The sequence below is a fragment of the Kribbella sp. VKM Ac-2569 genome (genome assembly GCF_004216905.1).
Taxonomy (GTDB): Bacteria; Actinomycetota; Actinomycetes; order Propionibacteriales; family Kribbellaceae; genus Kribbella.
In genome coordinates this window covers 1,007,676-1,031,701 of record NZ_SGXJ01000003.1, presented here as the reverse complement: position 1 = coordinate 1,031,701, position 24,026 = coordinate 1,007,676, and the positions used below count along the sequence as shown (strand labels likewise).

At 68.7% G+C, this 24,026-nt stretch carries 16 protein-coding genes; all 16 read right to left on the bottom strand.

Annotation, left to right across the window (positions count from 1 at the left end; genetic code table 11):
• On the bottom strand, positions 1–1,332 hold the full coding sequence (locus tag EV649_RS25170; protein ID WP_130386013.1) for a hypothetical protein: 1,332 nt from the start codon (positions 1,330–1,332) through the stop codon (positions 1–3).
• Positions 1,319–3,277 carry an ATP-binding protein gene (locus EV649_RS25165; protein ID WP_130386012.1) on the bottom strand — a complete coding sequence of 653 codons (1,959 nt, stop codon included), beginning with the start codon at positions 3,275–3,277 and terminating at the stop codon, positions 1,319–1,321. The genes EV649_RS25170 and EV649_RS25165 overlap by 14 nt, the downstream gene beginning before the upstream one ends.
• Positions 3,270–4,859, bottom strand: coding sequence for a hypothetical protein (locus EV649_RS40905; protein ID WP_157996311.1), 1,590 nt, complete (start codon positions 4,857–4,859; stop codon positions 3,270–3,272). Before EV649_RS40905 ends, EV649_RS25165 begins: the two co-directional genes overlap by 8 nt.
• Positions 4,856–6,997 carry a phage tail protein gene (locus EV649_RS25155; protein ID WP_130386010.1) on the bottom strand — a complete coding sequence of 714 codons (2,142 nt, stop codon included), beginning with the start codon at positions 6,995–6,997 and terminating at the stop codon, positions 4,856–4,858. Before EV649_RS25155 ends, EV649_RS40905 begins: the two co-directional genes overlap by 4 nt.
• Positions 6,997–9,123 (bottom strand): putative baseplate assembly protein, encoded by a 2,127-nt coding sequence (locus EV649_RS25150; protein ID WP_130386009.1) that lies wholly within the window; start codon positions 9,121–9,123, stop codon positions 6,997–6,999. Before EV649_RS25150 ends, EV649_RS25155 begins: the two co-directional genes overlap by 1 nt.
• Before the next feature lie 7 nt (positions 9,124–9,130).
• Entirely contained in the window at positions 9,131–9,526 is a 396-nt protein-coding gene (locus EV649_RS25145; RefSeq protein ID WP_130386008.1) for a GPW/gp25 family protein, read from the bottom strand.
• 597 nt (positions 9,527–10,123) lie between these two features.
• Positions 10,124–14,404: a DUF4157 domain-containing protein gene (locus EV649_RS25140; protein WP_157996310.1), complete on the bottom strand. Its 4,281-nt coding sequence runs from the start codon at positions 14,402–14,404 to the stop codon at positions 10,124–10,126.
• Between the two features lie 7 nt (positions 14,405–14,411).
• On the bottom strand, positions 14,412–16,034 hold the full coding sequence (locus EV649_RS25135; RefSeq protein WP_130386006.1) for a hypothetical protein: 1,623 nt from the start codon (positions 16,032–16,034) through the stop codon (positions 14,412–14,414).
• Positions 16,031–16,699 (bottom strand): phage baseplate assembly protein V, encoded by a 669-nt coding sequence (locus EV649_RS25130; RefSeq protein ID WP_130386005.1) that lies wholly within the window; start codon positions 16,697–16,699, stop codon positions 16,031–16,033. The genes EV649_RS25135 and EV649_RS25130 overlap by 4 nt, the downstream gene beginning before the upstream one ends.
• On the bottom strand, positions 16,699–17,784 hold the full coding sequence (locus EV649_RS25125) for a contractile injection system protein, VgrG/Pvc8 family (RefSeq protein WP_130386004.1): 1,086 nt from the start codon (positions 17,782–17,784) through the stop codon (positions 16,699–16,701). Before EV649_RS25125 ends, EV649_RS25130 begins: the two co-directional genes overlap by 1 nt.
• Positions 17,777–17,974, bottom strand: a complete 198-nt coding sequence (locus EV649_RS25120; RefSeq protein WP_130386003.1) for a hypothetical protein — start codon at positions 17,972–17,974, stop codon at positions 17,777–17,779. Before EV649_RS25120 ends, EV649_RS25125 begins: the two co-directional genes overlap by 8 nt.
• 54 nt (positions 17,975–18,028) lie before the next feature.
• A complete protein-coding gene (locus EV649_RS25115) occupies positions 18,029–19,183 on the bottom strand; it encodes a hypothetical protein (protein WP_130386002.1) in 1,155 nt (384 codons plus the stop codon).
• On the bottom strand, positions 19,180–19,677 hold the full coding sequence (locus EV649_RS25110) for a phage tail protein (RefSeq protein WP_130386001.1): 498 nt from the start codon (positions 19,675–19,677) through the stop codon (positions 19,180–19,182). Before EV649_RS25110 ends, EV649_RS25115 begins: the two co-directional genes overlap by 4 nt.
• Complete coding sequence (locus EV649_RS25105; RefSeq protein WP_130386000.1) at positions 19,667–21,643, bottom strand: phage tail sheath C-terminal domain-containing protein; 1,977 nt, start codon at positions 21,641–21,643, stop codon at positions 19,667–19,669. Before EV649_RS25105 ends, EV649_RS25110 begins: the two co-directional genes overlap by 11 nt.
• The gene (locus EV649_RS25100; protein WP_130385999.1) at positions 21,640–22,092 is read right to left on the bottom strand and encodes a phage tail protein; all 453 of its coding nucleotides are present in this window, start codon (positions 22,090–22,092) and stop codon (positions 21,640–21,642) included. The genes EV649_RS25105 and EV649_RS25100 overlap by 4 nt, the downstream gene beginning before the upstream one ends.
• A gap of 32 nt (positions 22,093–22,124) precedes the next feature.
• A complete protein-coding gene (locus EV649_RS25095; RefSeq protein ID WP_130385998.1) occupies positions 22,125–24,026 on the bottom strand; it encodes a phage tail sheath subtilisin-like domain-containing protein in 1,902 nt (633 codons plus the stop codon).

Below are 24,026 nucleotides of genomic sequence, written 5' to 3'. Positions count from 1 at the left end.
TCACTCCTCTCGAAGGAACGGGTTCGGGATGGTCAGGACAGCGTCGCGCCCCTGGGCGCCGGTGCCTGGGTCCTCGCCGCGTACGCCGGCGAGTGGCACCTTCGGATTCGCGCCGTAGACGGGCATGTTTCCGGTGCCGAGGATCAGGATGCGCAGGGTTGGGTTCTTCGGCCGGTCAGCGAAGGTCACGGCGATGCTCGCCGACTCCGGGTCATAGCGCGGTGGACCTTCGAGGTCTTCCGCGATCCACGCGGTGTCACTGAGCGAGCTGATCTGGACCGCCCGTCGTACGGAGCCGGGGACGAGATCGGCCGTGACCGGGATGTGCAGTACCTCGTGCTCCGCGGGATCTCTGCTCCAGGTCGGCTCCGCGATGACCTGGGGGCCTTGCCCGGAGCCGTGTTTGTCGTCGGTGCCGATCAGTCCGGGAGCGAGGGCGCAGACGAGATCCTGTACCACGGTCGTCGGCAGGACGGTCGGCCTGCAGGTGTCCAGCTCGGGGGTCCCGACGATCACCGGGCAGTCTGATTCGTTCGTCACAGTCAGCGTCACACAGCCCAGCAGAACGCCGGCTTTGTCAGCGTCGACCGGGAAGAGCTCTGAGGAGCAGTCGGAGTCGAGCGGCCGCCAGTCGGCGGCGTCGAGCGCGGCAAGGCAACGGAAGTGGTATAGCAACGCCCTGGCCCGTTCGGAGGGCGAAGTCCGCGACACCTCTTCCCGGCAGCGCGTCGCCTCCGCGCCGGCTTCGTCGTCCGTGCCCACGCGATCGAGCCCTAGCAGCACCCGCACCCGGTGGTAGCCCGGTCGGGTGACCGGCGGCCTGCCTCTGACGACCTCGATCCGGATGCGTTCGACGACGCGCGAATGGTCTGTGGTCTGCCGCGTGACGTCGCACGGATCCACCAGCGCCTCCACCTCCTTGTCGAGGCAGGGGTCGAACTGTATGACGATGTGCAGCTCCACCTGACGGGTGCCACAGGTCGGGTCGTGGTCGGCCTCGAGCAGGGGCCGCAGGGAGACGCAGCGGGGAGCGTCGAGATGCAACTCGCGGCCCCAGCCGTCGACAGCCAGGCCGGGGCACACCTCGACGTCCCACTCGCCGCGGAAGCGCACGCCGAATCCCCAGACGACCCCTCGGCCGTGCATCCAGGCGTTGTGCAGCATGTGCTTGCCGCGAGGATTGCCCATCAACACCTCGAAGTCGTCGGCTCCCAGCAGCATGCCGGTGGCCGCCCGCAAGTCCGTCCAGGGGTGCAGGGGTAACGTCGCGAGTGCAGCGGCGTGCGCGCCCGCTGCCGTGTCCCGGCTGGTCCGCGCGTCAGATGTCGTCATCTCGTCTCCTCGGTGGTTGACCCGGGAAAGGGATCGAGGCCTTCTGGTACTCCCGGCGCACGGCGTCGACCAGGGATTGCTGGGTGATGGTCTGCCCGCCGGCGGCTGCGCCGAACGCCGCCGCCACGGCGGCGTTGCGGATCCAGCCTCCCGGGATGGGGTAGAGCTGGGCCAGGCAGTCGACGTCGAGGTCGTCCGCAAGGACGCTGTCCGGCAGGCACCGCCGCCACAGCGCGAGCCGGCCGTCGAGGTCGGGGAGCGGGAGATCCACGACGAAGTCGAGTCGCCGGATGAAGGCCGGGTCGATGTTCTGCCGCATGTTGCTGGTCAGCACGACCAGGCCCTCGAAGCGCTCCATCCGCTGGAGCAGGTAGGCCGTCTCGAGATTGGCATAGCGGTCGTGTGCGTCGGAGATCTCGGTGCGGGTGCCGAACAGCGCGTCCGCCTCGTCGAGCAGCAGGACCGCCCTGGTCCGCTCAGCCGCTTCGAAGGTGGCGGCGAGGTTCTTCTCAGTCTCGCCGAGCCACTTCGACACGATCCGTGACACGTCCACGAGCATCAGGTCGGTGCCGGCCGCCGTGGCCAGGGCAGCGGCGGCCACCGATTTGCCGGTGCCAGGTGGACCCGTCAGCAGCACCCGTACGCCGCGCGTGGCCTGGGCCCGATCGCGCAGTCCCCAGTCGTCGAGCACGGTCGACTGCTGCTCGAGGCGGTCGACCGCGGCTCGGAGTTGGGCGGCTGATTCGGCGGGAAGCACCAGCTGGGACCACGCGATGTCAGGCTGCGTGAGCAGGGCGCCGGAAGGCAGATTGACGCCCGTCCGGCTGCGCACCATCCCCGACACATGGGAGGGGTCCGGATCGTAGTCCACCACGGCGAGGTCGAGGGCGAGCTGGGCGGTGACCGTCGGGTCAAGTGGGTGGCGTGCGGCCATGGCCGCCGCTTGGCCATCGAGCCAGGGCAATGCTGCCGACCACGCGGCGCGCAACGACGCGACGGGGACGGGTCCGCTGCCTACGCTGATGATCGCTCGGTCAGGGCTGGGCACCAGGTCGCCCGGGGCGGCGGTCACCAGCACGGGCCCCGGGAAGTCGCCGAGTGCCAAGGCCGTCGGCTGCCGCTCTCGGCGGTCCGGGACCATGATGACGGGCACGGCACCGCGGGCGACGGCGTGGGCGAGGACGAGCGCGATCCGGGCGCTGTCATCCGGCACAACGACGGCGGCTATGGCCGGTGAGCCCGCCGCGGCGGCGATGGCCTCGCAGCGACCGACTCCGACCGAGCCGTCCTCGTGCGGGACGACGAGCAACGCGCGGGCGTCTCGCCGAACGGCGCCGACACAGGCGCGCACGTCGGGCCCGTCCAGCCAGGCTGCCAGCCCTGGCGGAGGGCCCTGGGTGACGATCCGGGGTATGCCAGCCGGCCAGGCGTCGCAGCCGTGAAGACACGACCAGAGCTCGTCGGCGATCATGATTGACCGCTCGAAGAACGGGCCGTTGCCCTCGACACGGAGCAAGCGGTGGCGCAGCGCGGGTCCGGAAGTGAGCAGGTGTCGCAGGTGTGCGCGGTCCTCCGGGGTGCCTCCCAGCAGTAGGGCGGCCAGGCCCACGGTCGGTCGGGGCTCACCCTGGGGATGGAGATTTCGGAACGTCGTGGCCAGTCCTTCGTGCTCCTCCGGCAGGCCAGCGAGTATGAGCATGTCTTGCTCCTCGCTGCTTAGGTCGAAGCTGCCGACAAGCCGGTCCAGGGGTGTTTGCAGCGGTAGGCCTGCAGGGGCGCTTGCGGTCTCGGCCCAGTCGCGGAGGAACGTCGAGGCCTGGCGTGCACCTGACTCGGGGGTGCATCGGTCGTCGAGCACGTCGGCGACCGCGCGGGCGACTCGGCCGACCCTGGCGGTCAGGTCGGCGCTGGTGTCGGCAGCGGTGAGTAGAGCGACCTCACTCATAGAGGAACCTCACGACCTGGCCGAGCCACCAGATCCAGCCAGGGTCGATGTCCAGTCCGGAATGGCGGATGTCGAGGTCGACGTCGTCGAGGCGGAGGACGACTTCAACCCATCCTGGCTCGCGCAGGACGGTGGCGTCGCGGCGCGCCAGCATGCGGACGAGTTCGAGGTCGCTCGGCGTGTCCACGACCCTTGGCCGGAGCCGGGAGGCTGTCGCGGCCGCCCAGCGGGCGGCGCATCGATCGAGGGCTGCGGCCTCAGAGGCGTCAGGTGGTAGCTGGTCGCCCGGAACGTCGAGGCCGACGTTGCTGAAGGCGAGGACTGCGGGGTTGTCTGGCAGAGCTGGGACGAGGCGGACACAGAGTTGCTGCACCAACCAAGGGGTCGGCCGGTCCAGGAACGGCGGTTCGTCGAGCGAGTCCGGAAGACCCGCATCGGCGGCCGTGTTGAGGAGGAAAAGGAGGCCACCCCATGCGGTCCGTGCGCCGACGACCGACTCGTCAGGCGCGCTATCGGCATCGTGCCGGCCGATGGCGGCGACGTCCCGGTTGTCCCCTGCCTTGCCGGCCGAGTGAGACGGCGGCGTCGCGAAGTTCAGGTCGTGGGAGTGGTGACTACTTTGATCGCTGGCTGCATGGCTCGTAGAGATCGTTTGGTCGGCAGGAGCCCGGTCACGTTGTCCACCGCGCCGCGTACCTCGCGGCGATGTGGCGCCGAGTCCCACGGCGGTTGCCGGTCGGAGCAACTCGGCCAGCGCCCTCACCAGACCCGCGCTCTCGGGGCAGCGGAGCCCGGTCGGGTCGGACCCGGCCATGACCAGAACCGCCCAGGCGCGCAGCGTGGCGTCATCCGGGCGGAGCGACGAACCGCGGAGTGCCGTGGCCAGCGGAGACATGGTGGCGACGGCGGTGGCCCGTCGAGCGAAGGAGCTGCCAAGGTTGACCGACGGGTCGACGGTGCGGTCTGGGGGCTCGGTCCGAGCAGTGGCCGCCTGGAGTGGCGAAGCCGTGACGCCCGGTTGGCCGGCCGCCAGCTCGGCGGCCGCGATCCAGCCCTCGCTCCCGAGCAAGCGGTGCGCAACCGACGCTCCGACCCGCTCGACGAGCCGGCCAAGCGCCGCCGCCACGCCGAAAGGTGTCCGCTCGATGACGCGCAGGCATAGCTCACGGGATGCCGCGCCCGGCTCCGGGTCGCCGGCCGCCAGGACACCAACCTGCAGCCATGCCCACGCTCGGTCGTGGTCACCGGTAGCGAGACCGGCGAGCAGGTCATCGACGGCCTGCTCACTTCGTTCGTAGCGCACCACGTCAAGGCTGCCGTCGCGCAGCGAGCGGCGCAGCGCAACGACGATCTGGTTCGCCCAGTCCGCTTCGAGGGCGCTGTCCGGCCGCTCGGGGTCGAGCTCGACGTCGACGTCGACGCGGCGGACGCACCACTCGCCGCCGGGGAAAGGGTGCGCGCGGACCGCGTCCTGCAGGCGGGTGTCGGCCATGTGGCGGAGCATCCTCGGCACATGGTCCGGGTCGGTGTCTGGCCAGTCCCCGACTGTGGCGGTCAGCCGCCCGATGGTGAGGTCGCTCATCCGACGCGCACCCGTCCGACCCGGCTGCCGTCCGGGTCCCCGAGCCGGGCGCCGCAGGCGGGGACACCAACGATGCCGCCCACACCGAGGCGGGCCTGACCGAGCACAGCGCTAGGCCGCCCAGTGCGTGGACCGACGTACGCCGTGAGCCCAACGCGCAGTCGGCCGACGGGGAGTCCGTCACCGAGCTCGCAGATCTCTGCCATCGTGTGTGCGGGCTGGTGGTGCCGCAGGAGCTGGCGCGTAACGGTCCGCTGCTCGACTGTCAGGCATCCCGGCACCAGCACCGTGAAGCGGTGCGCGAAGCGGCGGTAGGAGCTTGTGGTCGGCGTCTCGCCTCCGACCGTGAAATGGCCGAGCATGCCGGCCGCCCGGCTGTTGCCACCTGCGGTGGGTGCCTGCAGACCGTCGGGGCCGAGCCCTATGACGGCCCCGCCGAGTCCGCGCAGGCGCCAACGCTCGACGATCCGGGCCTTGCGGCCAAGGTAGAGGGTGAGCGTCCGCTCGAGCGCAGCCTGGGTGCCGCGGCGGGCATAGAGCTGGAACACCTCGGCGACAAGTCTGCGGCGTGCGTCCTCCGGCCATCGCCGGTCGAGCACCAGCCCGGTCAGCGAGGCGACCCACGGCAGCATCGCGTCGGGCGTGGTGCCGGGGTCGACGAGGACCGCCCGACCCGCTGCGGCCGTGTCAAGGTCGTGTACAAGGCCTTCAGCGGGGGTGAGGAAGCCATGCACGAAGTCGGCCTCCTCGTCGACGCTCGACCAAGTGCGCGGCAGTGCCGAGAGCAGAGAATGGCCGGGGCGCTCGACGCGCAATGCGCGCAGGCGCGGCGAGGTCCGCTCGGTGCCGGTGAGCTCGATCTCCAGCCACAGGTAGCGGCCGGGCGGAGCCTCGACCCCACTCTCGTACGTCGTCCAGTCGGCACCGCTGACTCCTCCCGGGTCGACTGTGTCGAGGACCGCGTTGCGTCGGCGCGTGACCACCGGTAGCCAGCTGGCGTCGCCCATGGTCCTCGAGGGAGCAAGGGGAGGTGTCTGCTCGGGCTCGCGGAGCGGCCGATCCCCACGGCGGGGCCGGATGTCCTCGACCGGGTCCTCGACGTCGTCGTCATCGCTGGTCACGCAGCGCAAGGCCAGCGTCGTCCCGGTCGGCAGGCACGCCTCCACGAAGACCCGCCCCCAGCGGGTCCGGTAGTTCCCGCTGTCGAGCCGGTACGTCGTGACGGTGCCGCGCCGTACGTGGCGGGCGTGGGCTCCCTCGGTGCCTCGCCGGCCGAATGCGGTGGTGTAGACGACTCGATCGGAGGGGTCGATGGTGACAGCGGCGCCGTCGTAGTCGGGGGCGCGGAGCGGTTCGTCCTCCACGAGAACGCCGCCGCGTTCCCACAGGCGGAGGAAGGCCTGTCCGGGATGGCGGGCTATGACCAGCATTCCGTCAGAGGTGCCTTCCAGGTCTGTCGCACCCTCAGCTTCGAGCAGTTCGCCGCCTTGCAGGTCCGTGATGACACCGGTCACATCGTCACGCCACAGCACGACCGTCCGGTCGACGAGCGTGGTGATGCGGGCCGGGACCATCGCGGCATGGGCACAAGGGTGGTGCAGGTCAGGACCGGCACAGGGACCGGTGCGGCCCTCCACGCGGACGATCGCGTGCGGGGACCGGGTGAGGACGAGTACGGCGTCCCCGACGGCGACCACATCGATCGGCTGACCGGGGATGGGCACTCGGCGCAGAACCCGGCCCGACCACAGGTCGACGACGAGGAGCGCACGGCCGGCCGACTCCACTATGTACAGCCGGTCGCGATCGTCGACCGCGATGCCCGTCGGATGCCGGAGTCCGCCGGGGCGGACGTTGCCACTAGGCCCGGCATGACCCCGGATCAGCTCGACAGCGCCTTCCTGCGGTCGGGTACGCCAGGTGCGGCACCAACGGTCATGGGTGATCCCGGCGGGACACGCGGATGGCTGCCCGGGCGGTACGGGGAGGCAGCGTTCCCCGTCCCAGCGAGAGGGCGGCGGTGGTTCGTCCCAGTCGAGCCCGACGCCACCGGCCGGAAGCAAGACGGTGTTGCGGTGGGCGCAGCGCGCCCACTGGTCCTCGTGGGTGAGCACCGCCAGTCCGCGGTCGCCGTACATCAGCACACCTCCGGTGGCAACGGGACGGGTACGAGCTCCGGGGGCGGTGCCCCGATCGGGATGCCCGGCTCGGTGGGGTCGCCCGACACGACGGTGACCGTGGTGAGCTCGGGGAGCTGCCACGGCTGGAGGAGGGCAGCCTCCCGCTCCGTCACTGACGGATCCACGGTGGCCAGCCGGGTGCCGACGGCGAACTCGACGCCCTCCACCTGGACAGCGACGGCCTCGAGTTCGGCAGCGCGGATCGCGCGGCCCAGCGGCCAGCCGGCGGCATCGGGGCCACCCGGCGGCACCGCGGAGAGGAACTGCTGCAGGATCTGCTCGACCCAGCGACGCACCGCGTCGACCTGGTAGCCCTCGCGGACCTGCACTCCCACGGACACCGCAACGCGCACGTACTCCGGCGGGATGACGTAGAGCTCGCTCGTCACGGGCCGGCGTACGTCGAGGTAGCGGGCAACCCGGCGCAGCAGGCCTAGGTCAGGCATCGGGGCGTCGGGATTCCGCTGATCGCTGTCGGGCAGCACGACGACGCTTGTCACCCCGGCCGCTTTGACGGCCGGGGTGTCCGGGTGGAAGAGCGGCAGCACCTCGGCCCGAGACACGCCCGTCACCTCGAGCGCGAGGGCGCGGTAGTCCTCGGCGACCACTGCCCGGTCGCGTCGGTGGACCTCACCAGGGATCGCGTCGAGCGCCTCGGCCAGGTTGACCGCGTCGGCGCCACCGACCGCGGGGAGCGGGTTGGTCACGGTGACCGACGGTGCCGCGGGGAACGCCGACACCGAGCCGGGCGCCAGATTGCCTGCCTTGCCGCCGCCGTAGCGGTAGGACAGCACACGGATCCGCTCACCGATCTGCGGCACCCGTGCCGCGCCGAACGCGACCGCGCCATCGTGGGCGACGACGAAGTGGCGGTCGTCGACCGTACTGCGCGCGAAGTTGTCGACCTCCTCCCAGTCGGTCCAGCCGTCGGCCTCCTCCACCTGCAGTTGCACAGTGTCCGCCAGCACGGGCGCATGGGTGAGTGGGAACCGCTGGTCCGCGTCGCCGGTGCCACTCCCAAGCAGCTCGGGCGGCGGCGTACGCGACTGGACCGCGCTGACGCAGTTCGCGCCGACCCAACGCACCTTGTGGATGGCGTCGCCGATGTTCGGCCGGTCGGGGCGGGTCACGCGCAGCCAGGCAAAGATCTGCTCGCGCACCTCCTCGTCGTCCACCGGCGGAGGGCTGTTCGTGAGCCCGTCACCGAGCTCGGCCAGGCGTCCGACATGGGCGGGCAGTTCGAGCTTCACGACACCTGTGGTCACCATGCCGTGAGTGGTGTCGCCGAGTACCGGCAAGGTGACGAACGGCGTTACGCCGACCGCGGTGGGCCCAGTCCACAGTTGCCACAGTGTGGCTGGCGGGTCTCCGATGAGCGCTCCGGATCGGAATACCTCGGTCTCGTCGGGGGTCAGCTTCTCGATCAGCGGCGGGGGATCCAGTTCCTCGTCGAAAGCGATGCCCAAGAACAGCGTGCGGCGGGCCATCACGGACACGGCGATGGTGGGTGGCGCCATCAGCGCAACCCACAGGCTCCGGTCCAGCTGCGCGCTGACGTCGATGGGGACGGCGTCGGCAGCCATCGGGTCCTTGGGCGTGAGGACGGTCCGGTAGAACGCTGCCCCGGACGCGGGTAGCCCGACCCGCTCGAGGGCGTCAGCACGGATATCGGCGCCGCCGCCGACCGTAAGGAATTTGCCGGCGCCGAGCGCATCGACGGGCCAGACGTAGACCTCGTCCTCGGTCTGGAACGGCAGTGCTCCGGCCATCGCCTCGGAGTCCCGGAGCACCTGGATGCCGGCCGGCTCGTCGGTGCTCGCCGAAAGGAGTACGTGGGCGGGACGTGCCGGGCGTGGCTGGACGCCGAGCAACCGCAGGAATTCGACCCGCGTGGTATCCGGGATCTGGTTGAACCGGTAGAGCAGGGACTCGCCGAGGGAGGCGAACAGCTCGATCAGCGTGATGCCTGCGTCGCCTTCATTGTGGTTGGTCCACGTTCGGGAGTGGACCGGGATCAGGCGCACCAGCTCGTCCCGGAGTTCCTGATAGGTCCGGTTGTCGAGGATGGGGCTGATCAGTGCCACGAGGCGCTCACCTCAGGTAGTACGGATAGACGAGGTTGTCGGGCCGGAGGTCGGCCAGACGCACATACGCGACGTCGACCCACACCAGGTAAGGCTCCTCGCCGGGCGTCACGGCGACGTTGACGAGCCGGATACGCGGCTCCCACGTCTCCAGGGCCGTCCGGATGTCGGCCTCCATCGAGGTCCGAGTGGTGAGGGTGTTGGGCTCCATCAGGTAGCGCCGCAACCCGCACCCAAACCCCGGCAGCATGATCCGCTCACCGGGCGCAGTGTCGAGGATGGTCGAAACCGACTGGCGGATGAGATCCATGCCGCGCACCCACCCCAGCCCACCCGTCGCAGGGTCAGGCAGAAACGGCAGCCGTACGCCGGTGCCGGTCCACAGTTCAACCACGTCTTCCACGATGCGATGGTCGCGCTGTCTCCGTCACTCGACCGTCGCCGCGGCGCGCAGGCCAATCAGCCTGCCTGGCTTCGAACAGGTGAAGGCGTGCATCCCGATCACGTAGGCGAGCGGGCACCCCATGCACATGACGACCCTTGCTCCTGCCGCCGGACCTGGGCCCAACACGCGGGGGAGAGAGCCTCATTGCGAACCTCGAGATCGTTGGCACCATCTGACCGTGAGCACTCACCTCAACTGGCGCGCCCGAGTCTCGCCTGCCCTGGGAGTCGCCTGGCTCGCTCCGGGGTCATGATCTGGCGAACCGGGTGGCGGCTTGAGTCTCGCCGCCCACTGCTGACCGACCCGATGCGCCAGGCCCACGCGCGGTGAAGCCGGTCATTGACCTGGCGGACGCATCCACCCACAGCTCCTCAGACGCCACCATCGCTGGACTACCCGCGCCTGGTGCCGATCACGCGATCGCACCCGGTGCCTACGCCTGGCGGAGTCCCAGACGACCACACCACCTCCTCGTCGGACCGGGCGGCACCCACCCCCCGGGTGCTCCGGCTCGTTGGCCTCGCTCGCCGTTTGCTTCGGATGGTTTGAACGAGATCATGGAGTGACCCGCGCTTCTGGGAATGCCGGACGCAGGTTCAGGTCCAGCCCGCTGACTCTGGGGCCGCCTCTCCCCCCAATCATCGTTGTCACCACCGCGCGGTAGAAGTCCGTCTTGAAGGCATGCATCCGGAGGTAGGTGCCGTCATTCGAGTAGACGACGTCCGTGACCACGACGTCCCCGTGCTCCAGGAAGAACTCGACGAGGTCGGGCCTTCGGCTGCCGACCTCACGGCTTCCCGCGCCCTTGAGGGACCCCTCGAGGAATTGGTCCATCTGCTGACGTAGGTCGGGGTTCCTCATGGCGTCGACTTCCATCTGGGTCCACTGGCGATGGAGCCGTGGAACACGACGGATGAACATGTCGACAGGTTCGGTTAGCACAGCCTCGTTCACACGAGGCAGCAGTTGCCCGCGGCCCTGCGAGCGGAGCACCTGCATGGCGTTCCGCAAGGTCGCCGCAATGGAGTTGAACGTCTGCTCGTGCCGGGCGAACCGTGCATCTGTGGTGACTCCCGGCGACTGCCACCATTCCATGCTTTCACGGCGGGCCGCAGCCTCGACCTCCCGTGCGGTCGGTTCACCCGGCGCCCGGGAAGTCCCTCTCGCGGTCCGAATGCCGCCACCGGACGGGCGCTCGCCGCCGTAGTAGTCGTGGAGGTCCTCCACGACCCAGCGATACTCCGGGCTGCTCGGGTCTAGGTATGTGGTCCGTGCGCCGTATGCGCGCTGGTAGTCGCCGACACTTGCGAAGCTTCGGCTGACGCGGGAGCCATCAGGCCGTACGAAGTCGATCGTCACTTCGCCCGTCGGAGTCGCTCGGTAGGCGCAACGGCCGCGACGGCCGCCGGGAAGGGGAAAGTCGGTGAACTCGGTCACCGGGTGGCCGCTGCGAAGCGCTGCTGTCGCTGCACCATCGACGTCGGCCGGCGCTGGCATCCTGTGAGTGAGGACGTTGGCCTCGTTCGGGTGGAAGTGGAGCACCGCCTCCCAGCTTCCACGTCGTGGCCCTGACACCGCCATCTCGCTGCCTACCCGGACCGCGTAGGCGCCGCTCGCGTTGTTGCGGTAGATTCCCACCTCCCGGCTGGAATCTCGGGCCAGGATGTCATCGTAGATCCGGTGCGCCTCCTCGATCGTGGGGATGTCGTCCCGCGCGGCGAGAGGTTCGGCGACACGGGCACTGGCTGGCCGCTCAGCCAGCCCCGACTGGCGCAGGCCCTCAACCCATTGGTCATGAACCTGTCTCCTGTACTCGGGAGTTCCCGGGCGAGCGGTAGGAGCGGACGGGGTTCCCTCGGGGGACACGGTTCCCGTCGCAGTTCGCCGTGGCACCACCTCTGGTGGGGTTTGCGTCGGCCCCGGGATCTCCCTGGGTACTCCTCGCGCGCCGCCGAGTCGACTCGCGGCTCGATGCACGATGAGGATCAGGGCGCCGTCGGCGAGAGCGCTGAGGAGCGCGCGAGCCGTTCGGTCCCTGTCGCCGGATGCTATCGCTTCGGCTACCTGGCCCACATGGACGCCGGCCATGACACCGATCTGTACAGTGCCCACCGCCAGTTGCGCAGTGCCACCGAGGCTCGCGCGTCCGACGCCCCCGACGACCCTCGTACCAGCCGAAGATACGCCGACAGTCAATACCGCCCCGGCAATGTCGAGCAGGTCCAGACCGGTCTGAAGGTCCCAAGCGAAGTCCCCGTGCTCGAGCCGGTCGTACAGGCTGAAGGTGCCTCCTGCGCCGGCGAGCACACCAGCCACCGCGAACGCTGGGATGGCAATCTCGGCCTGGAGGGCTGCCGCAGAGACCACGCCGACCCCCATGGCTACCATCGAGAGAGCGCGAAGGGCAGGAGCCATCCGAGTCCCACCGTCGGTTCGACAGGTCAGGATCTCCCGTCGGACGCCGCTGTAGCCCATCGACAAGGGCGTGATCTCGAACCGCATCGCCCCAGTCGGGTACGGCGCGTCGTCGGCGAACGTCCGCAAAACATCACTTAGTGCCTCGTGGGGACGTTCGCCGCGTCCGCGATACGTACGGATGCTGCCCCGAAGGGTGAAGTCCCAGAGCTTGAGGACGTAGTCGGGAGCGTCGAAGTAGGCCGGATCGCTATCCACGAAGATGCTCAGAGGAACGGTCATGGGGGTGTCCTCGGCGGAGACGTAGATGGCACGGATCCCGCTGAGGTGGGCCGAGTGGCCCTGGTAACGACGCTGGTCCTTATCAGCGTCTGAGAGAGTCCTCTCTATCTCGGTGATCCGGCTCTCGACCTGCCTGTGCTGGCTTGATCCCGGCTGAAGCCGGTCGCGCTCCTTCCTGAGGTCGTCGAGCATCCTGTCCGGTCGGCGGGTCCAGCTCAGTTCCCGCCGTGTCTCTGCGGCCAGTTTCTCCTCCAGCGTGAGCACAGTGACGCTTCGTTCCAGCGTTCTTAGGTGGCCTGTGGACATCGTGAGCTGGCATTTGAGGACATGTCGACCTGGCGCTGTCGCCACGGCCCGTATCGAGGCGTTGCGGGTCTGCTCCGGGACCATGCTGAGGGTGCCGTCGGGCCACTGGACCCGCGCGGGTATCCCCTGTTCTCGGACCGCCACCGGATCGTTCTCGGCCCACCAACGCAGCTGGACGTTGGCGAAGAACGAGTCCGGCCAGACCACCCCCAAGCTCACGGTATTCCCGACCACGAGCGTGTCGTCTCCCGACAGAAGGTTCAGATACGGGTCGGAGCCTCCACGCTCGTTGGTCGAGCGCATCAGTCGGGCGTATCCGAAGACCAATTTGTAGTTCCCGATGAGCTGATCGACAGCGACGACGATCACCGTGCCTCGCTCGAGCCATGAGGCAGGGTCGCGGCCTCTGAGCACGCGGTTGTAGGCGACGACTAGGTCGGTCCAGGCCGATTGATTTCCATACAGCTCCATCGCGATCTCGGCACCGCTGAGGGGCTGCAACAACCGGATGGTGCCCTCCGCGGCGTGCAACTCGAGCAGGGCTGGCTCATCGGCCGGGCCGATGGGTGTCGCCGCCCGAATCTGCCCAATGCTTTCGGTCAGGCTCCGGAGGGCGGCGCGCGGACCAACGCTCAGCGCGTCCAGGTGGGGCATGGCGCTCTCGGCGCGGACCACGGCGAGCATATAGGCGAACTCCCACGGGTTAAGGTGCTGGCGCAACAGGCCAATGGCCGTCCACTGGTCAGCGTCCGGAAAGGTCTCGTGCCGCAGCAGTGCCAGCAGTGCCCTGGCATCGCGCATCACCCACGCCGTGGAGTCGGTCCGCTGGATGGCATAGGGGGCGAGGTCGCCCGTCACCGTTGCTGGCGGGGCTGCATCAGGGAGGACGGGGTGCCCGCAAAACTGCTGCACGGTGAGGAGCCGAGGGAGGAGTACAGAGACGTTCTGGTGCTGCCGTGCCAGCCTGTCTCGCTCGCCTTCGGGGCCTGGAGCCGGCGGACCGATGAGTGGCGGCTCTGCACTCTGCCCGGGTGCAGGTAGTCCGAGCTCGCGATGAATGCCGTCGATGGTCGCGCACAGCGCTGCGACCGACATGCCAGCTACTCGCACGCGAGACTCGCTGACAGCGTCTGTCGCTTGCTGGAAGGCCGGCAAGGCCCGAGTTTCCAAGTCCTCCACTGCGCGTTGAAGGACCTGCTCCCGATTCGGGACCTCCGCTGCGCGCGGCTGGCGGCGTAACTTGCGCGCGGCGGCACCGGACCCGCCGCCGTGCACGACGTGCGTGAGCTCGTGGGCGAGCAGGCGCCGCCCGGACGGCGTGTCGGGTGCGTACTGGCCAGCGGCGAAGGTGATGTGACTGCCGACCGTGAAGGCCCGGGCCGAGACCTGGTCGGTGGCACGGCTGGCGCCGCCCCCACTGTGGACCCGGACGTGGTCGAATGTGGTGCCGAAGCGCGGCTCGGCCCACGCCAGAGCAGATGGCGGCAGCGGGTGACCAGGGTCTGCCGGCGTCGGGTCAGCCCGGAGTGGCGCTGCGCGGCCGGTGACTGCCACGCGCTGTACGCCGTCCAGAGGAGGTTCACCCGCACGCCGAGTCCGTCCCGAACCGGGGGTCAGGTTGTACGCGACCTCGTCAGCCTCCCGCTCCTGAGGTTCGTCCGGGTCGCTCACCTGGATCGGTGCTGCATCCCCGGTGGACAGAGAGCGGTAGATCGTCGGCAGCACGGCCGGCGCCGCGAGCCGGTGTAACACGGCGAACTCCGTGCGCGGCCGCTCCTCCTCGACGGTCCTGATGGCCGGTGCGGCGACCTGGGCACCGAAGCTGTAGAACACGCCAACCTCATGGCCGCGGCGTGACGGGACAGAGCGGGTCATCTGGACTCTTCTCACGCGGCAGCGGAGCAGGTGGCTGGGCATCGGTTGGGTCGGTGGCGATGACCAGGGCGTGGGTGAGGTTCGAGTCGGTCTTGAAAACCGGCTTGTTCGGTGGCGTGCTCAGGGGGTCCGTCGCCTCGGTCAGTTGGTGGGTCCAGCCCTTGGTCTTGTCATCTCCGGTGAGGCTGCTGGTGTCCATCCCCATCGCGATATCGAGTTCCACCTTCATGCCGGTATCGAGGTCGGTGATGAGCTTGCCGGTGGCGAGAAAGTCGGCTGTGGCCGCGAAGCCGATCGAGGGTGGGATGCAGAAGCGTAGGGCGAGCATCCACCAGAGTTGGAAGGCCAGTACGACGATGGGCAGGAACATCAGGAACAGGAAGAAGGCGACGAGGAAGAAGAGCTCGAGCGCGAAGGTGCAGATCCCGTCGCCGGCGCCGATCCGTCCGGACCCTGACTTGGGTACGCCGTTGAACGGGTTGAAGACCATCTGCGAACGGGGCGGCGTCACCACGCGCACCCCACCGGGTCCCTGTTTCTGTCCGGCGCGCGCGGCGAGATTGCGGAGGTCCGGCAGCGTGACGGTGACGGTTCGGTTCTTGGTGCCGTCCGGATCCATATGCGTGGCGAGACGGAACGGCTCGGTGGGGGTGCTCACCCACGTCCGAGGTGAGCACTCTGTGGGTCGTGTCGGGTGCGGCTGGCTGACGACGCATTCGATTTCGTAAATCGCGTGATCATCCAGCTTCGGTTCCGTCGTCGGCTCACCGCGTGGGGTGCGTCCCTTCCAATGATCGCCGGAGAATGTCGGCACGATCCCGAACCACAGTGACCGGGTCCGCGCCGCGTCGCAATTCTTGTCACGGTCCCGCTGCGGCAGCCGCCACATCGGATGCATCTCCTCGTCCTCATCCTCGAGCACCGGGTCGAGGTCGTCGTCGAGCGTTCGCCAGCGACCGGTGCCGGTCTTCTTCGCGACCAGCCATTGCTGGTACTCAGTGTGGGCATCGAGCTGGGCGAGCTGCTCCTTCTGGTCCTCTTCGAACCGGCGGCGCCAGGCGACGTCGGCCCACCACAGATCACGCAGGTCAGGGTCGGTATCCGCGATCTTCCGTCCCTGGGCCTTGGCCAGTTCGGCCACGAGCGCCGTCGCGACCCGCCGCGTGGGCCGCCGCTTTCCCGTCACCGTCGTGTGCATCCGGCGCATCCGGAACTCCACGCCGATGTCGTCGTGCTCACCGGCGCGTGGCAGCCCGGGGGAGTCGCAGAAGACCTCGACCACGACGGCATAGAAGCGTTGGTGCATCGGCTGATAGAGCTTGCGCAGGTTCGTGGTCACGAGGGCGGAGGTCGCCAGCCGCAGTCGGCTCTTGTCGGTCAGATCTGGTACGACCGGGATGGGGTAGCTCCACACGTCGTCCGCCCCGAACTTCACGCTGTCTGCGGGATCGCGGGTGATCTGCTCACCGAATGTCGAACTGTCGTACATCTGGAGCTGCGGGCGTCTGGACCGTGGCGTGCGCAGATCGAGCCTCTCCCGCTCGCGGAAATACCACGGGGCTCGGAGGACGAACCCGGGCGTGGTCACCAGACGTTCCCAATGCCAGGGGTGTACGACGGGGACACAACGCCGACGCTCGCGATCAGTGTCTGGCAGTTGATCACGTTGCTGAACGTCGATGTCGGCGCCGTCACGTTGACCATCGGAGCCTTCACGTTCACAGAGAGGTTGGCCGTGATGTCGATGCCGCCTGCCGGGTTGAGCTTGATGCTGGAGCCGTTGAGGTGCGTGATGGTGATCTCTTGGGTGCCGGAGTCCAGAACCACCTTGTGTCCTGCCTTGGTCGTGATGCTGATCTTGGTTGCGGCGGTGCTGTCGTCGAAAGTGATCCGGCTGTCGTTGCGGGTGCGCAGCATCCGGATGTTGTTGCTCTTCCTTGGCCGGTGCGGCAGCGGAGCCTTGCCGTTCCATGTCGAGCCCACAACGTACGGGCGGCGGAAGTCGCCCGCCTCGAAGGCAACGACGACCTGGCTGCCTACCTCGGGCAGGATTGCCAGGCCCTGGTCCTTGTCGGCGTAGGGCGTGCACAGAGTCGCCCACGACCGCACGTCGCGGTCCCCGGTCGCGCCGAGTGTGGGGAACCGGAGCTGGACACGGCCCAGGTTGTCGGGGTCCTCGATGTCGGTGACCAGCGCGGGATAGACGCCGAAGAAGCACGGGCCCTGGCCATCGGCGGGCTGCGGGAGACCCATCACGTCGCTCCGTTCAAGGTGGGACGCTCCGCCTCGAACGCGGTGCGCAGGCCATGCTCCATGTCGTAGGTATGCGTCACTCGGGTGACGTAGTAGCCATCGCCTTCGAACGGTGAGCCGACCAGCTCAAGGCGTAACTTGCTGCCGACCTGAAGGTCCGGTGAGCCACGGGTCTGCCCCGTGACGGTGACGAACCGGCGGGCGCGTCGCAGCATCTCGGCTCTTGCCCACGCTGCAGCCTCAGCGGTGGTCAGCGGAGCTTCTCGCACCCGGAAGGTGGCGCTGGCGCCGAGGGCCTTCTCCAGCACCTCCGGGCCGGTCCGGCCGGCCGCGGCCTCCGCGTGGATGGTAGCCGCGCCGGCGTGCTCGTCAATGACGTCCTTGGTGCGGGCGTCGTACCCGCTTACAGCCACGTCCGTGCGCTGGTGGGCGAGGTCTGCGGTAAGCCGCACAGCGAGCAGCTCGTTGCCGTGCACGAGTGTCAGCCGGGTGCCCTGCCGCTTGGCGCGGTCGCTGAGGTGGAGTGTCCGGCCGGTGCACCACAGCTCGGCTTGCATCAGCCGTGCTCGTTCGCGCAGGAACGCGAGATCGCTCTGGTTCACCTGCTGCAGAACGTCGTACGTCGGTCCGTCGACATTCACGTCGGCGTCCAGGCCATGGTCCTGGGCAATCCGGCGGGCCACCTCGGCGTCGGTTGTCCGCGGGTAGCTCCGCATCCGCCGGGTCATGCGCAGCCGCATCAGCCGATCCTCGGCCAGCACGATCACCCGCGGGGGCTCGCTGTCCCCGAGTACGACCTCCAGGCCCGACACGGTGCCGTCGAAGACCGTGCGCTGGGTGCCCCCGGGCCCTACGGCAACCTCCAGGTCAGTGCCGAAGTCCACTTCGCTCCCGTCGACGTGCAGCAGTTCTCCCGGCGGGCCGGCCGCGCCGATGCCAGTCGCGACGAAGTGCGCTTCGAGGGTGCACAGACCCTCGACTCCGTCGGAGACGACCAGCCGTACGCAGTCAAGGGCGAGCCCGCGCACCACCTCGCCACCCACGGTGAAGACAGGGGAGGCGATGGCGAGCAGCATCTCAGTCATCGAAGCCCTCGGCCGCTACCCGGCACCGCAGTTGATGCACCCGCGCTTCCGCTCTCCGCCACCGGTCGTCCTTCGCCCCGGGCGGGTCGGCGGCACTGCCGCCACGCTCGGACTGGCTGTGTTCGCCCGGTTGGTGTCCAGGCCTGCCCGCACTCACCTGGGTGTGGATCTCGTCGACGTGCACAGTCATCGGTCGACCTTCCGGGACGCCGGACCTGACCCTCACAGTCTCGGCGTGAGTGCGTTACGACGGCGTCACCCGCGCCCTCAGGGGGATGCCGCGTCCGAAGCCCAGGCTTCGCGGATCGGGGGTGACCGAGACCCTGGCCGAAGCACTGGTCGAGACCCCTGCTGTCGCCGCCAGCGTTGGCACGGCGAACGATGCGCGGGCGTCGCCCCGGGCCGACGCCACCTCGGCGGCGGCGACGGCGGCGGCTGCCTTCGCGACACCGCCCGAATTGGCGAGGACGAACCCCGCGGTCGCCTCGGCCGCGAGACCTCCACGCAGGTTGATCCCACCGCCGAGTGCGCCCCGCACAGACGCGATGGCGCCCAGCCCGGCGCCGGCCGTGAACCCGCCGCTCGCTCCCAGCCCTGCCGATGCGGAGACGCTCGCACCGAGTTGCACCTGCGCCCCGGCGGCCAGCGAGAGTGGGCTGCCCAGACCGGCCATCGCGGTACGCCATGTGGCCGGGTCGGCATCCAGCCGGGCGAGCAGTTGCTGCACGCTTTCGCCGGCACGGGCCAGCGCAGTGGTCACCGGGTTCGGGGTGGGACCAGATCCAGGGCCGTTCCCTGCCACCGGCGCCGGAGTCGTAGCACTGCCCCCACCAGACGGCCGCGGTGTCGCACCGGGGTGGCTGGCCGCCCGGGCATCGCGGGCCCCCGGGCCGATGGCGGCGGCCTCCCACTCAGGGTTCTGCTCGGTGATGCTGACCGAGACCTTCGCGCGCAGCGGCATGCCGGTGGGAGAGAAATAGTCGAGGTCTTCGGTGAGCTGGGTGACGATGCCCTGGAACATGAACGAGCCCCAGGCGAACCGGACCGCAGGCGGCGGAGTGTTGGGTTTTTCCTTCGTGGGCTCGGCGAACTGGCGCACGACGTGAGTGAGATCGCGTACGTCGAGCGGCCGACCCTGGCGATCACCCTCGGCGGTGTCGAATTCGAGGTCGAAGGAGAGGATGGCCGGCTGCACCGACGGTGTCTGGCGTTTCTGTGTCCTGGTGGTAGCTCCACCCTTGTCAATGTTGTTCGTGCGCGAGATCTTCAGTGTCGTGGGGTTGAACTGCACGTCGACGGAACCCTTGTCCTCGGGCTCGTAGGAGGGCTTGCCGTTCTTTCCTCGGCCGGCTACCTGCTTGAGACGGATCAGCTTGGCCGGCGTGAGGTCGGTGGTCATTGGGGTACCTCCATCCGCAGTCCTTCGTGCACGATGTGCAGTTCTTCGATCGCGATCTCACCGGTGCGGGCGTTGAGCGAGGGCCCGGACACCTTCTGCGGCAGCCCTCGATCGAAGGTCCAGGTCGCAAGGGCGGTGTGTCCGGTCGGGTCGAGGATCTGGATCCGTCCGTCGTAGCGCGCGACGGGTAGCGTTCCGCTGACCATTCGGGTCATCCAGTTCCACAGGTCGATGTTGGCGGGGGAGTGGTTGTCCGCGGCGAACATGCCGCGCTTGAGTACGATGGGCGTGAGCTTTACCCGGCCGACTCGTCGTACAACGCCGTCGTTGCGGCCGCCTTCGAGGTATTCCTTGACGTCGGCCTCGAGTTCGAGGCCCGCGCACTCTGCGAAACCGCCCACGGTGCCTAGCACCTCAGGGTCCGTACCTCCGGCCGTCGCGCGGCTGAGGACGACGTTGTAACGGAAAGCAGGCAGCAGGTAGTCATCCGTCATCGCTGACCACCGACAGGCTGCCGTCGACGTCCCGGGCGATCCGGACCATCACGTACTCGAGCGGAGACGACGGAGCCACACCGATCTCGGCGACCAGCCGTCCTAGTGCCAGCGAAGAGACCGGGTTGACGTCGTCCCCGCAGCGGACGAAAAACGACTCCGCCTCGGTGGCCCCGGCGAAAGCGCCGCTACGGTTCATGGTGCGTAGGAAGCCGGTGATCACCCGCGAGAGACGTTCGCGGAGCTCGGCGTTGTTGGGCTCGAAGGCCAGCCACTGGGTCTGATGCTCGATGCTGAGCCGCAGCATGGTCATGAGCCGCCGTACGCTGAGCTGCCGGTAGTCGGGGTCGGACGACAGGGTTCGCCCGGCGGTCAGACGGAAGCCGTCGCGCTCGCTGCGGAAGACGTTGATGCCCAGTTCGTGGAGCCGGTCGTGGATGGCATCGGTGACTGCGGCCTCCGAGCGCACGGCGTCGAGGGCGAGCTCGTTGGCTGGCCCCCACGGCAGGCCTAGTCGGATCTCGCGTTCGGCGATGATGCCGGCGGCGAAGGCTGACGGCGGTACGGCAACGGCGTTGCCCTGACCGCCAGCCACCGCGAGCCATGGGTGGTAAGCCGCAGCGTAGCTGCAGTCGAATCCGGCACGCCAGGCGGTGATCTGGGTCGCAGAGAGGCCATCGGGTACGTCGAGTAAGGCGACGAAGCGCTTGTGGTAGCGAGCGACCTCCACTGCACGACGCTGCCTGTCGACGATCTCTGTCAGGTCGTCGGGGTTGCGGGCGTCGAGGCCAAGGGGCAGCGGTGCCTGTGACTCGTATTCCGGTTCGTCCTTCTGCTGATCACATGCGCTGCAGCACCGTGGGTCGGGTGGGCGCCGTAGCACACGTGGCGACGCGGGTGGTGCCTCGTCCGAACGCCAGGTCAGGTCAGGCACGCAGAGCAGGCCGAGATCACGGATCCGGCCCATCCGATCAACGCCGACGTGTGGGTCCAGATCCTCGCCGAGGTTCTCGTCAAGCGGGTCCGCACCCGCATCCCCGGAGTCGAAGAATGCGTCGAATTTCACTAGGTGCGAGCGGTCTTCCCCGTCGGCCTCGCGGGCGGCATCGATGGGGGACAGAGCAGGTGTCGGTGTGAGATCGACGTTGAGCCAGTCCCCGACCGGGACGACCAGGTGGCGTTCGCTGCGCAGGACAGTCACCAGCCAGCGGGGATGTCCGGGCCGCAGTCCGAGACCGGTTAGCCTGTCGCCGTGTCGGTCCTGGGCCGACCGGTCGGCGACGTCGAGGGCGGCTGCGACGACGTCCAGCCCCACCACGGTGTCCGCGGAGAAAGCGACTTCGCGGTCCAAGATCACCCGGACGTCGGAGCCACGGGCTAGGTGATCGTCGATCTCCTGTACCCAGCGCAACGCGCTGCCGGCGGGAAGAACGGGGTCATGCAGCCGGAGCAGGGTGCCGACCGAGATGCGGGTCCCGACCGGGAGCCGCAGTACGCCTGGTTCCTCGATCCGCGCCCGCACCTGCTGGGCCACCTCGTAGCGCAGCCGCACCTGCAGCGCATTGCCCCATTCGCCTTCGTTTGCTGCCGCCAGCAACGGGTCGGCATCCGTGCCAGGCAAGCGCAGCCGGTACGTCGCAGTAGCGGCCAACGGCTTGTCATTGGTTCGCCCGTGTGGGGCGACCCGCAGCACGTAGGCGAGCTGACCGCCCTGGCGGAAGTACGCCGAGACGGCGTGTGGCAGCAGCCGCTCGGGGCCACCCCGGGGTCGCTCGAAGCCACCGAAAAGCTGCACGAACTCCGACCAGCGGGTGACTGGGACGGGCTCGTCCACGGGACCGCGCAGGGCGACGCCGACAAAGCCCGCGACGTCGAGCCGCTCCGGCTGTATCGGCGCAGCGCTCGGCGCCGGGGCGAGGAAGACTCCGGGCCGCCCCGGCGTACGGAGGCCGGTACCGAGGGTCATGCCTTGAAGTCGACCTGTTCGGACACCAGGTGAAGTTCCTCCATTGCCACCTCGCCACCGCCCTTGCCGGCCAGCGTTGGGCCTACCCACTTCTTGGGTTGCGCGTTATGCAGCACCCAACTGCACACCGATTGCCGTCGCTCGTCGAGCAGCGTGATCGTTACGGTGCGGGGCTCGAGGTCACCCTCGCGCTGTGCCTTGAGCCAGTTGAAGAGGCGCAGGTCGCCGATGACGCCGCGCTTCAGGGTGACGTCGTCGGTGCTGTTGATGTTGGGCACCTTCCGGACGTGGTTGTCGGGGTCGTTGCCGTTGCGGTACTCGGAGTACTTGATCTCGTTGCCGAGTCCGCTCATGTCGGAAAAGCCGCCGACGATCTGGTCCTCGCCTCCGGAGTCCCCCAGCTTCACCAAGAAGTTGAAGGCGCCGTACGGGTTGTCTCGCGTTGCCATCGTTTCACCTCAGCCCTGTTGTCGTTCCGCGGTCAGCTCTGCTGCGCGTCGGCGGTCCATTGGCCGATGCGGAAGATCACGAACTCGGCCGGGTAGGTCGGGGCGACGCCAATGAGGCAGATCATCCGGCCGTTGTCCAGGTCGTTCTGAGTCATGGTCGTGCGGTCGCAGCGCACGAAGAACGCCTCCTCGGGCTTAGTGCCCATCAGGGCGCCGGTGCGCCAGACAGTGACCAGGAAGTCTTCGATGGACTGCCGGATCGACGCCCACAGCCGTTCATTGTTCGGCTCGAAGACTGCCCACTGGGTGGACCTGTCGATGGAGTGCTCGAGGAAGAGGAAGAGCCGCCGTACGTTCACGTACTTCCACTCCGGGTCCGAGCTCATCGTCCGAGCGCCCCAGATGCGGTTGGCGCGGCCCTCGAAGAAGCGCAGTGCGTTGATTCCCTCGGGGTTCAGCACCGACTGGCGATCGAAGGTCACGTTCTGCCGGAACTTCGTGATCCCGAGTACCACTTCGTTGGCCGGTGCCTTGTGCACGCCACGATCAATGTCGCTGCGGGCGTATATGCCGGCGGCGAAGCCACTGGGCGGAAGTTGGAGCGTGGCCGGCGCCGCGCCGGGGTCAGCCTTCGCCGTCGGGTCGAGGATCTCAATCCACGGGTAGTAGAGCGCGGCGTAGCTGGTATCGAGCTGGGCGCGGAACTTCCGGACCTCCGAGATCGAGCTGTCCTTGGGCGGGTCGACGATGGCGATCCGGTACGACCGTGGTGCCTCGCAATGGCCGATCAGGTCATTGGTCGCGGTTAGCTGGGTCTGCTCGTCGAACCGGACGGCGTCCGGTGAAGCAACGATCGCGATGTCCTCCACCTCGCCAAGTGCCGCCAATCCGGTTGCGGCGCGCATGGCGTCGTCGGGGTCTGCCGGATCACCGGCGAGCACGACCGGCGTGAGCGCCGTGCCCTCGCTCCCGCCGCTGAGGAACTGCTCCTCGCGCAGCGCCAATAGCGCCGTAACCAGCGCATCTGGCGCGGGAAGGTCCGAACCGGCGTCGAACCACACCAGAGACATGTCATCGGCCGGATCTTCCGCCTGCAGCAGTTTCGCGATACCGCGGGGGTGGTCGCCGAGCTCGAGGCCGGGATACGTGTCGAACCGCCGGTCGCCCCACCGCACGTTCACCGTGGCGGTAAGGTGGCACAGGCCGGTCGTGCTGTCGGTCGGGACGGGCGTCACCGCGCCGCCGGCATCGGCAAGTGCCAGGCTGCCGTCGGCCATGCGTACGACGATCCGCACGTTCGCCGGTTCCGGCGGGCGGGGTCGCCGGGTCGCCCGGTCGATCTCGGATGGCAGATTATTGCGGTCCGGGAAGATCTCCACCGCTGCGCCGGCCTGGACGCCCTTGAGCACGTGGGTCGTGACCCCTGCCCGGGTCGTCGTGGTGAGCACGTTCTTCGTCCGCTGGAAGCTTGCGGAGACGGCGAAGTCGTTGCCGGCAGCGCCGGGCCACCGGGCCCGCCAGGTGGCGACCGGGGGCGCGCCGATGGGGAGCGCGGCGAAGTCCAAGGCGAGGTCGACCTGGCCGGCGGCGTCTAGGTGGAAGGGAAAGGCGCGCTGGACGTAGAGGCGCCGTCCGCCGTTGGCGAAGAACGCGCGGGCAGCGTACGCCAGGTAGTTATGCCGATCGAGGAGGTCATCGCTCCCCACCTCGCCGAGGCCACCGAACGCTCGCTCGAACTCGGTGAAGCTGGTGACGAGGGCGGGACCAGGCACCATCACAATCCGGTTCGAGCCGGGCGGCGTGAGGAAGTAGGGCACAGGGCCGTAGCGGGTCAGTCCCACCATGCCGAACGTCGAGGTGGCTACCCCCTCGATCGAGCGCGAGCGGAAGCTGGTCTCCTCGACGTAGACCCCTGGGGTCAGGTACTCGGGCAT

Excerpts from the sequence above, each read along its gene's own strand:
- EV649_RS25130 (WP_130386005.1), bottom strand. The coding sequence starts at position 16,699 with ATGGGTCTCCCGCAGCCCGCCGATGGCCAGGGCCCGTGCTTCTTCGGC.
- EV649_RS25105 (WP_130386000.1), bottom strand. The coding sequence starts at position 21,643 with ATGACCCTCGGTACCGGCCTCCGTACGCCGGGGCGGCCCGGAGTCTTC.
- EV649_RS25115 (WP_130386002.1), bottom strand. The coding sequence starts at position 19,183 with ATGACCACCGACCTCACGCCGGCCAAGCTGATCCGTCTCAAGCAGGTA.
- EV649_RS25120 (WP_130386003.1), bottom strand. The coding sequence starts at position 17,974 with ATGACTGTGCACGTCGACGAGATCCACACCCAGGTGAGTGCGGGCAGG.
- EV649_RS40905 (WP_157996311.1), bottom strand. The coding sequence starts at position 4,859 with ATGAGCGACCTCACCATCGGGCGGCTGACCGCCACAGTCGGGGACTGG.
- EV649_RS25100 (WP_130385999.1), bottom strand. The coding sequence starts at position 22,092 with ATGGCAACGCGAGACAACCCGTACGGCGCCTTCAACTTCTTGGTGAAG.
- EV649_RS25155 (WP_130386010.1), bottom strand. The coding sequence starts at position 6,997 with ATGTACGGCGACCGCGGACTGGCGGTGCTCACCCACGAGGACCAGTGG.
- EV649_RS25110 (WP_130386001.1), bottom strand. The coding sequence starts at position 19,677 with ATGACGGATGACTACCTGCTGCCTGCTTTCCGTTACAACGTCGTCCTC.
- EV649_RS25095 (WP_130385998.1), bottom strand. The coding sequence starts at position 24,026 with ATGCCCGAGTACCTGACCCCAGGGGTCTACGTCGAGGAGACCAGCTTC.
- EV649_RS25170 (WP_130386013.1), bottom strand. The coding sequence starts at position 1,332 with ATGACGACATCTGACGCGCGGACCAGCCGGGACACGGCAGCGGGCGCG.
- EV649_RS25165 (WP_130386012.1), bottom strand. The coding sequence starts at position 3,277 with ATGAGTGAGGTCGCTCTACTCACCGCTGCCGACACCAGCGCCGACCTG.
- EV649_RS25125 (WP_130386004.1), bottom strand. The coding sequence starts at position 17,784 with ATGACTGAGATGCTGCTCGCCATCGCCTCCCCTGTCTTCACCGTGGGT.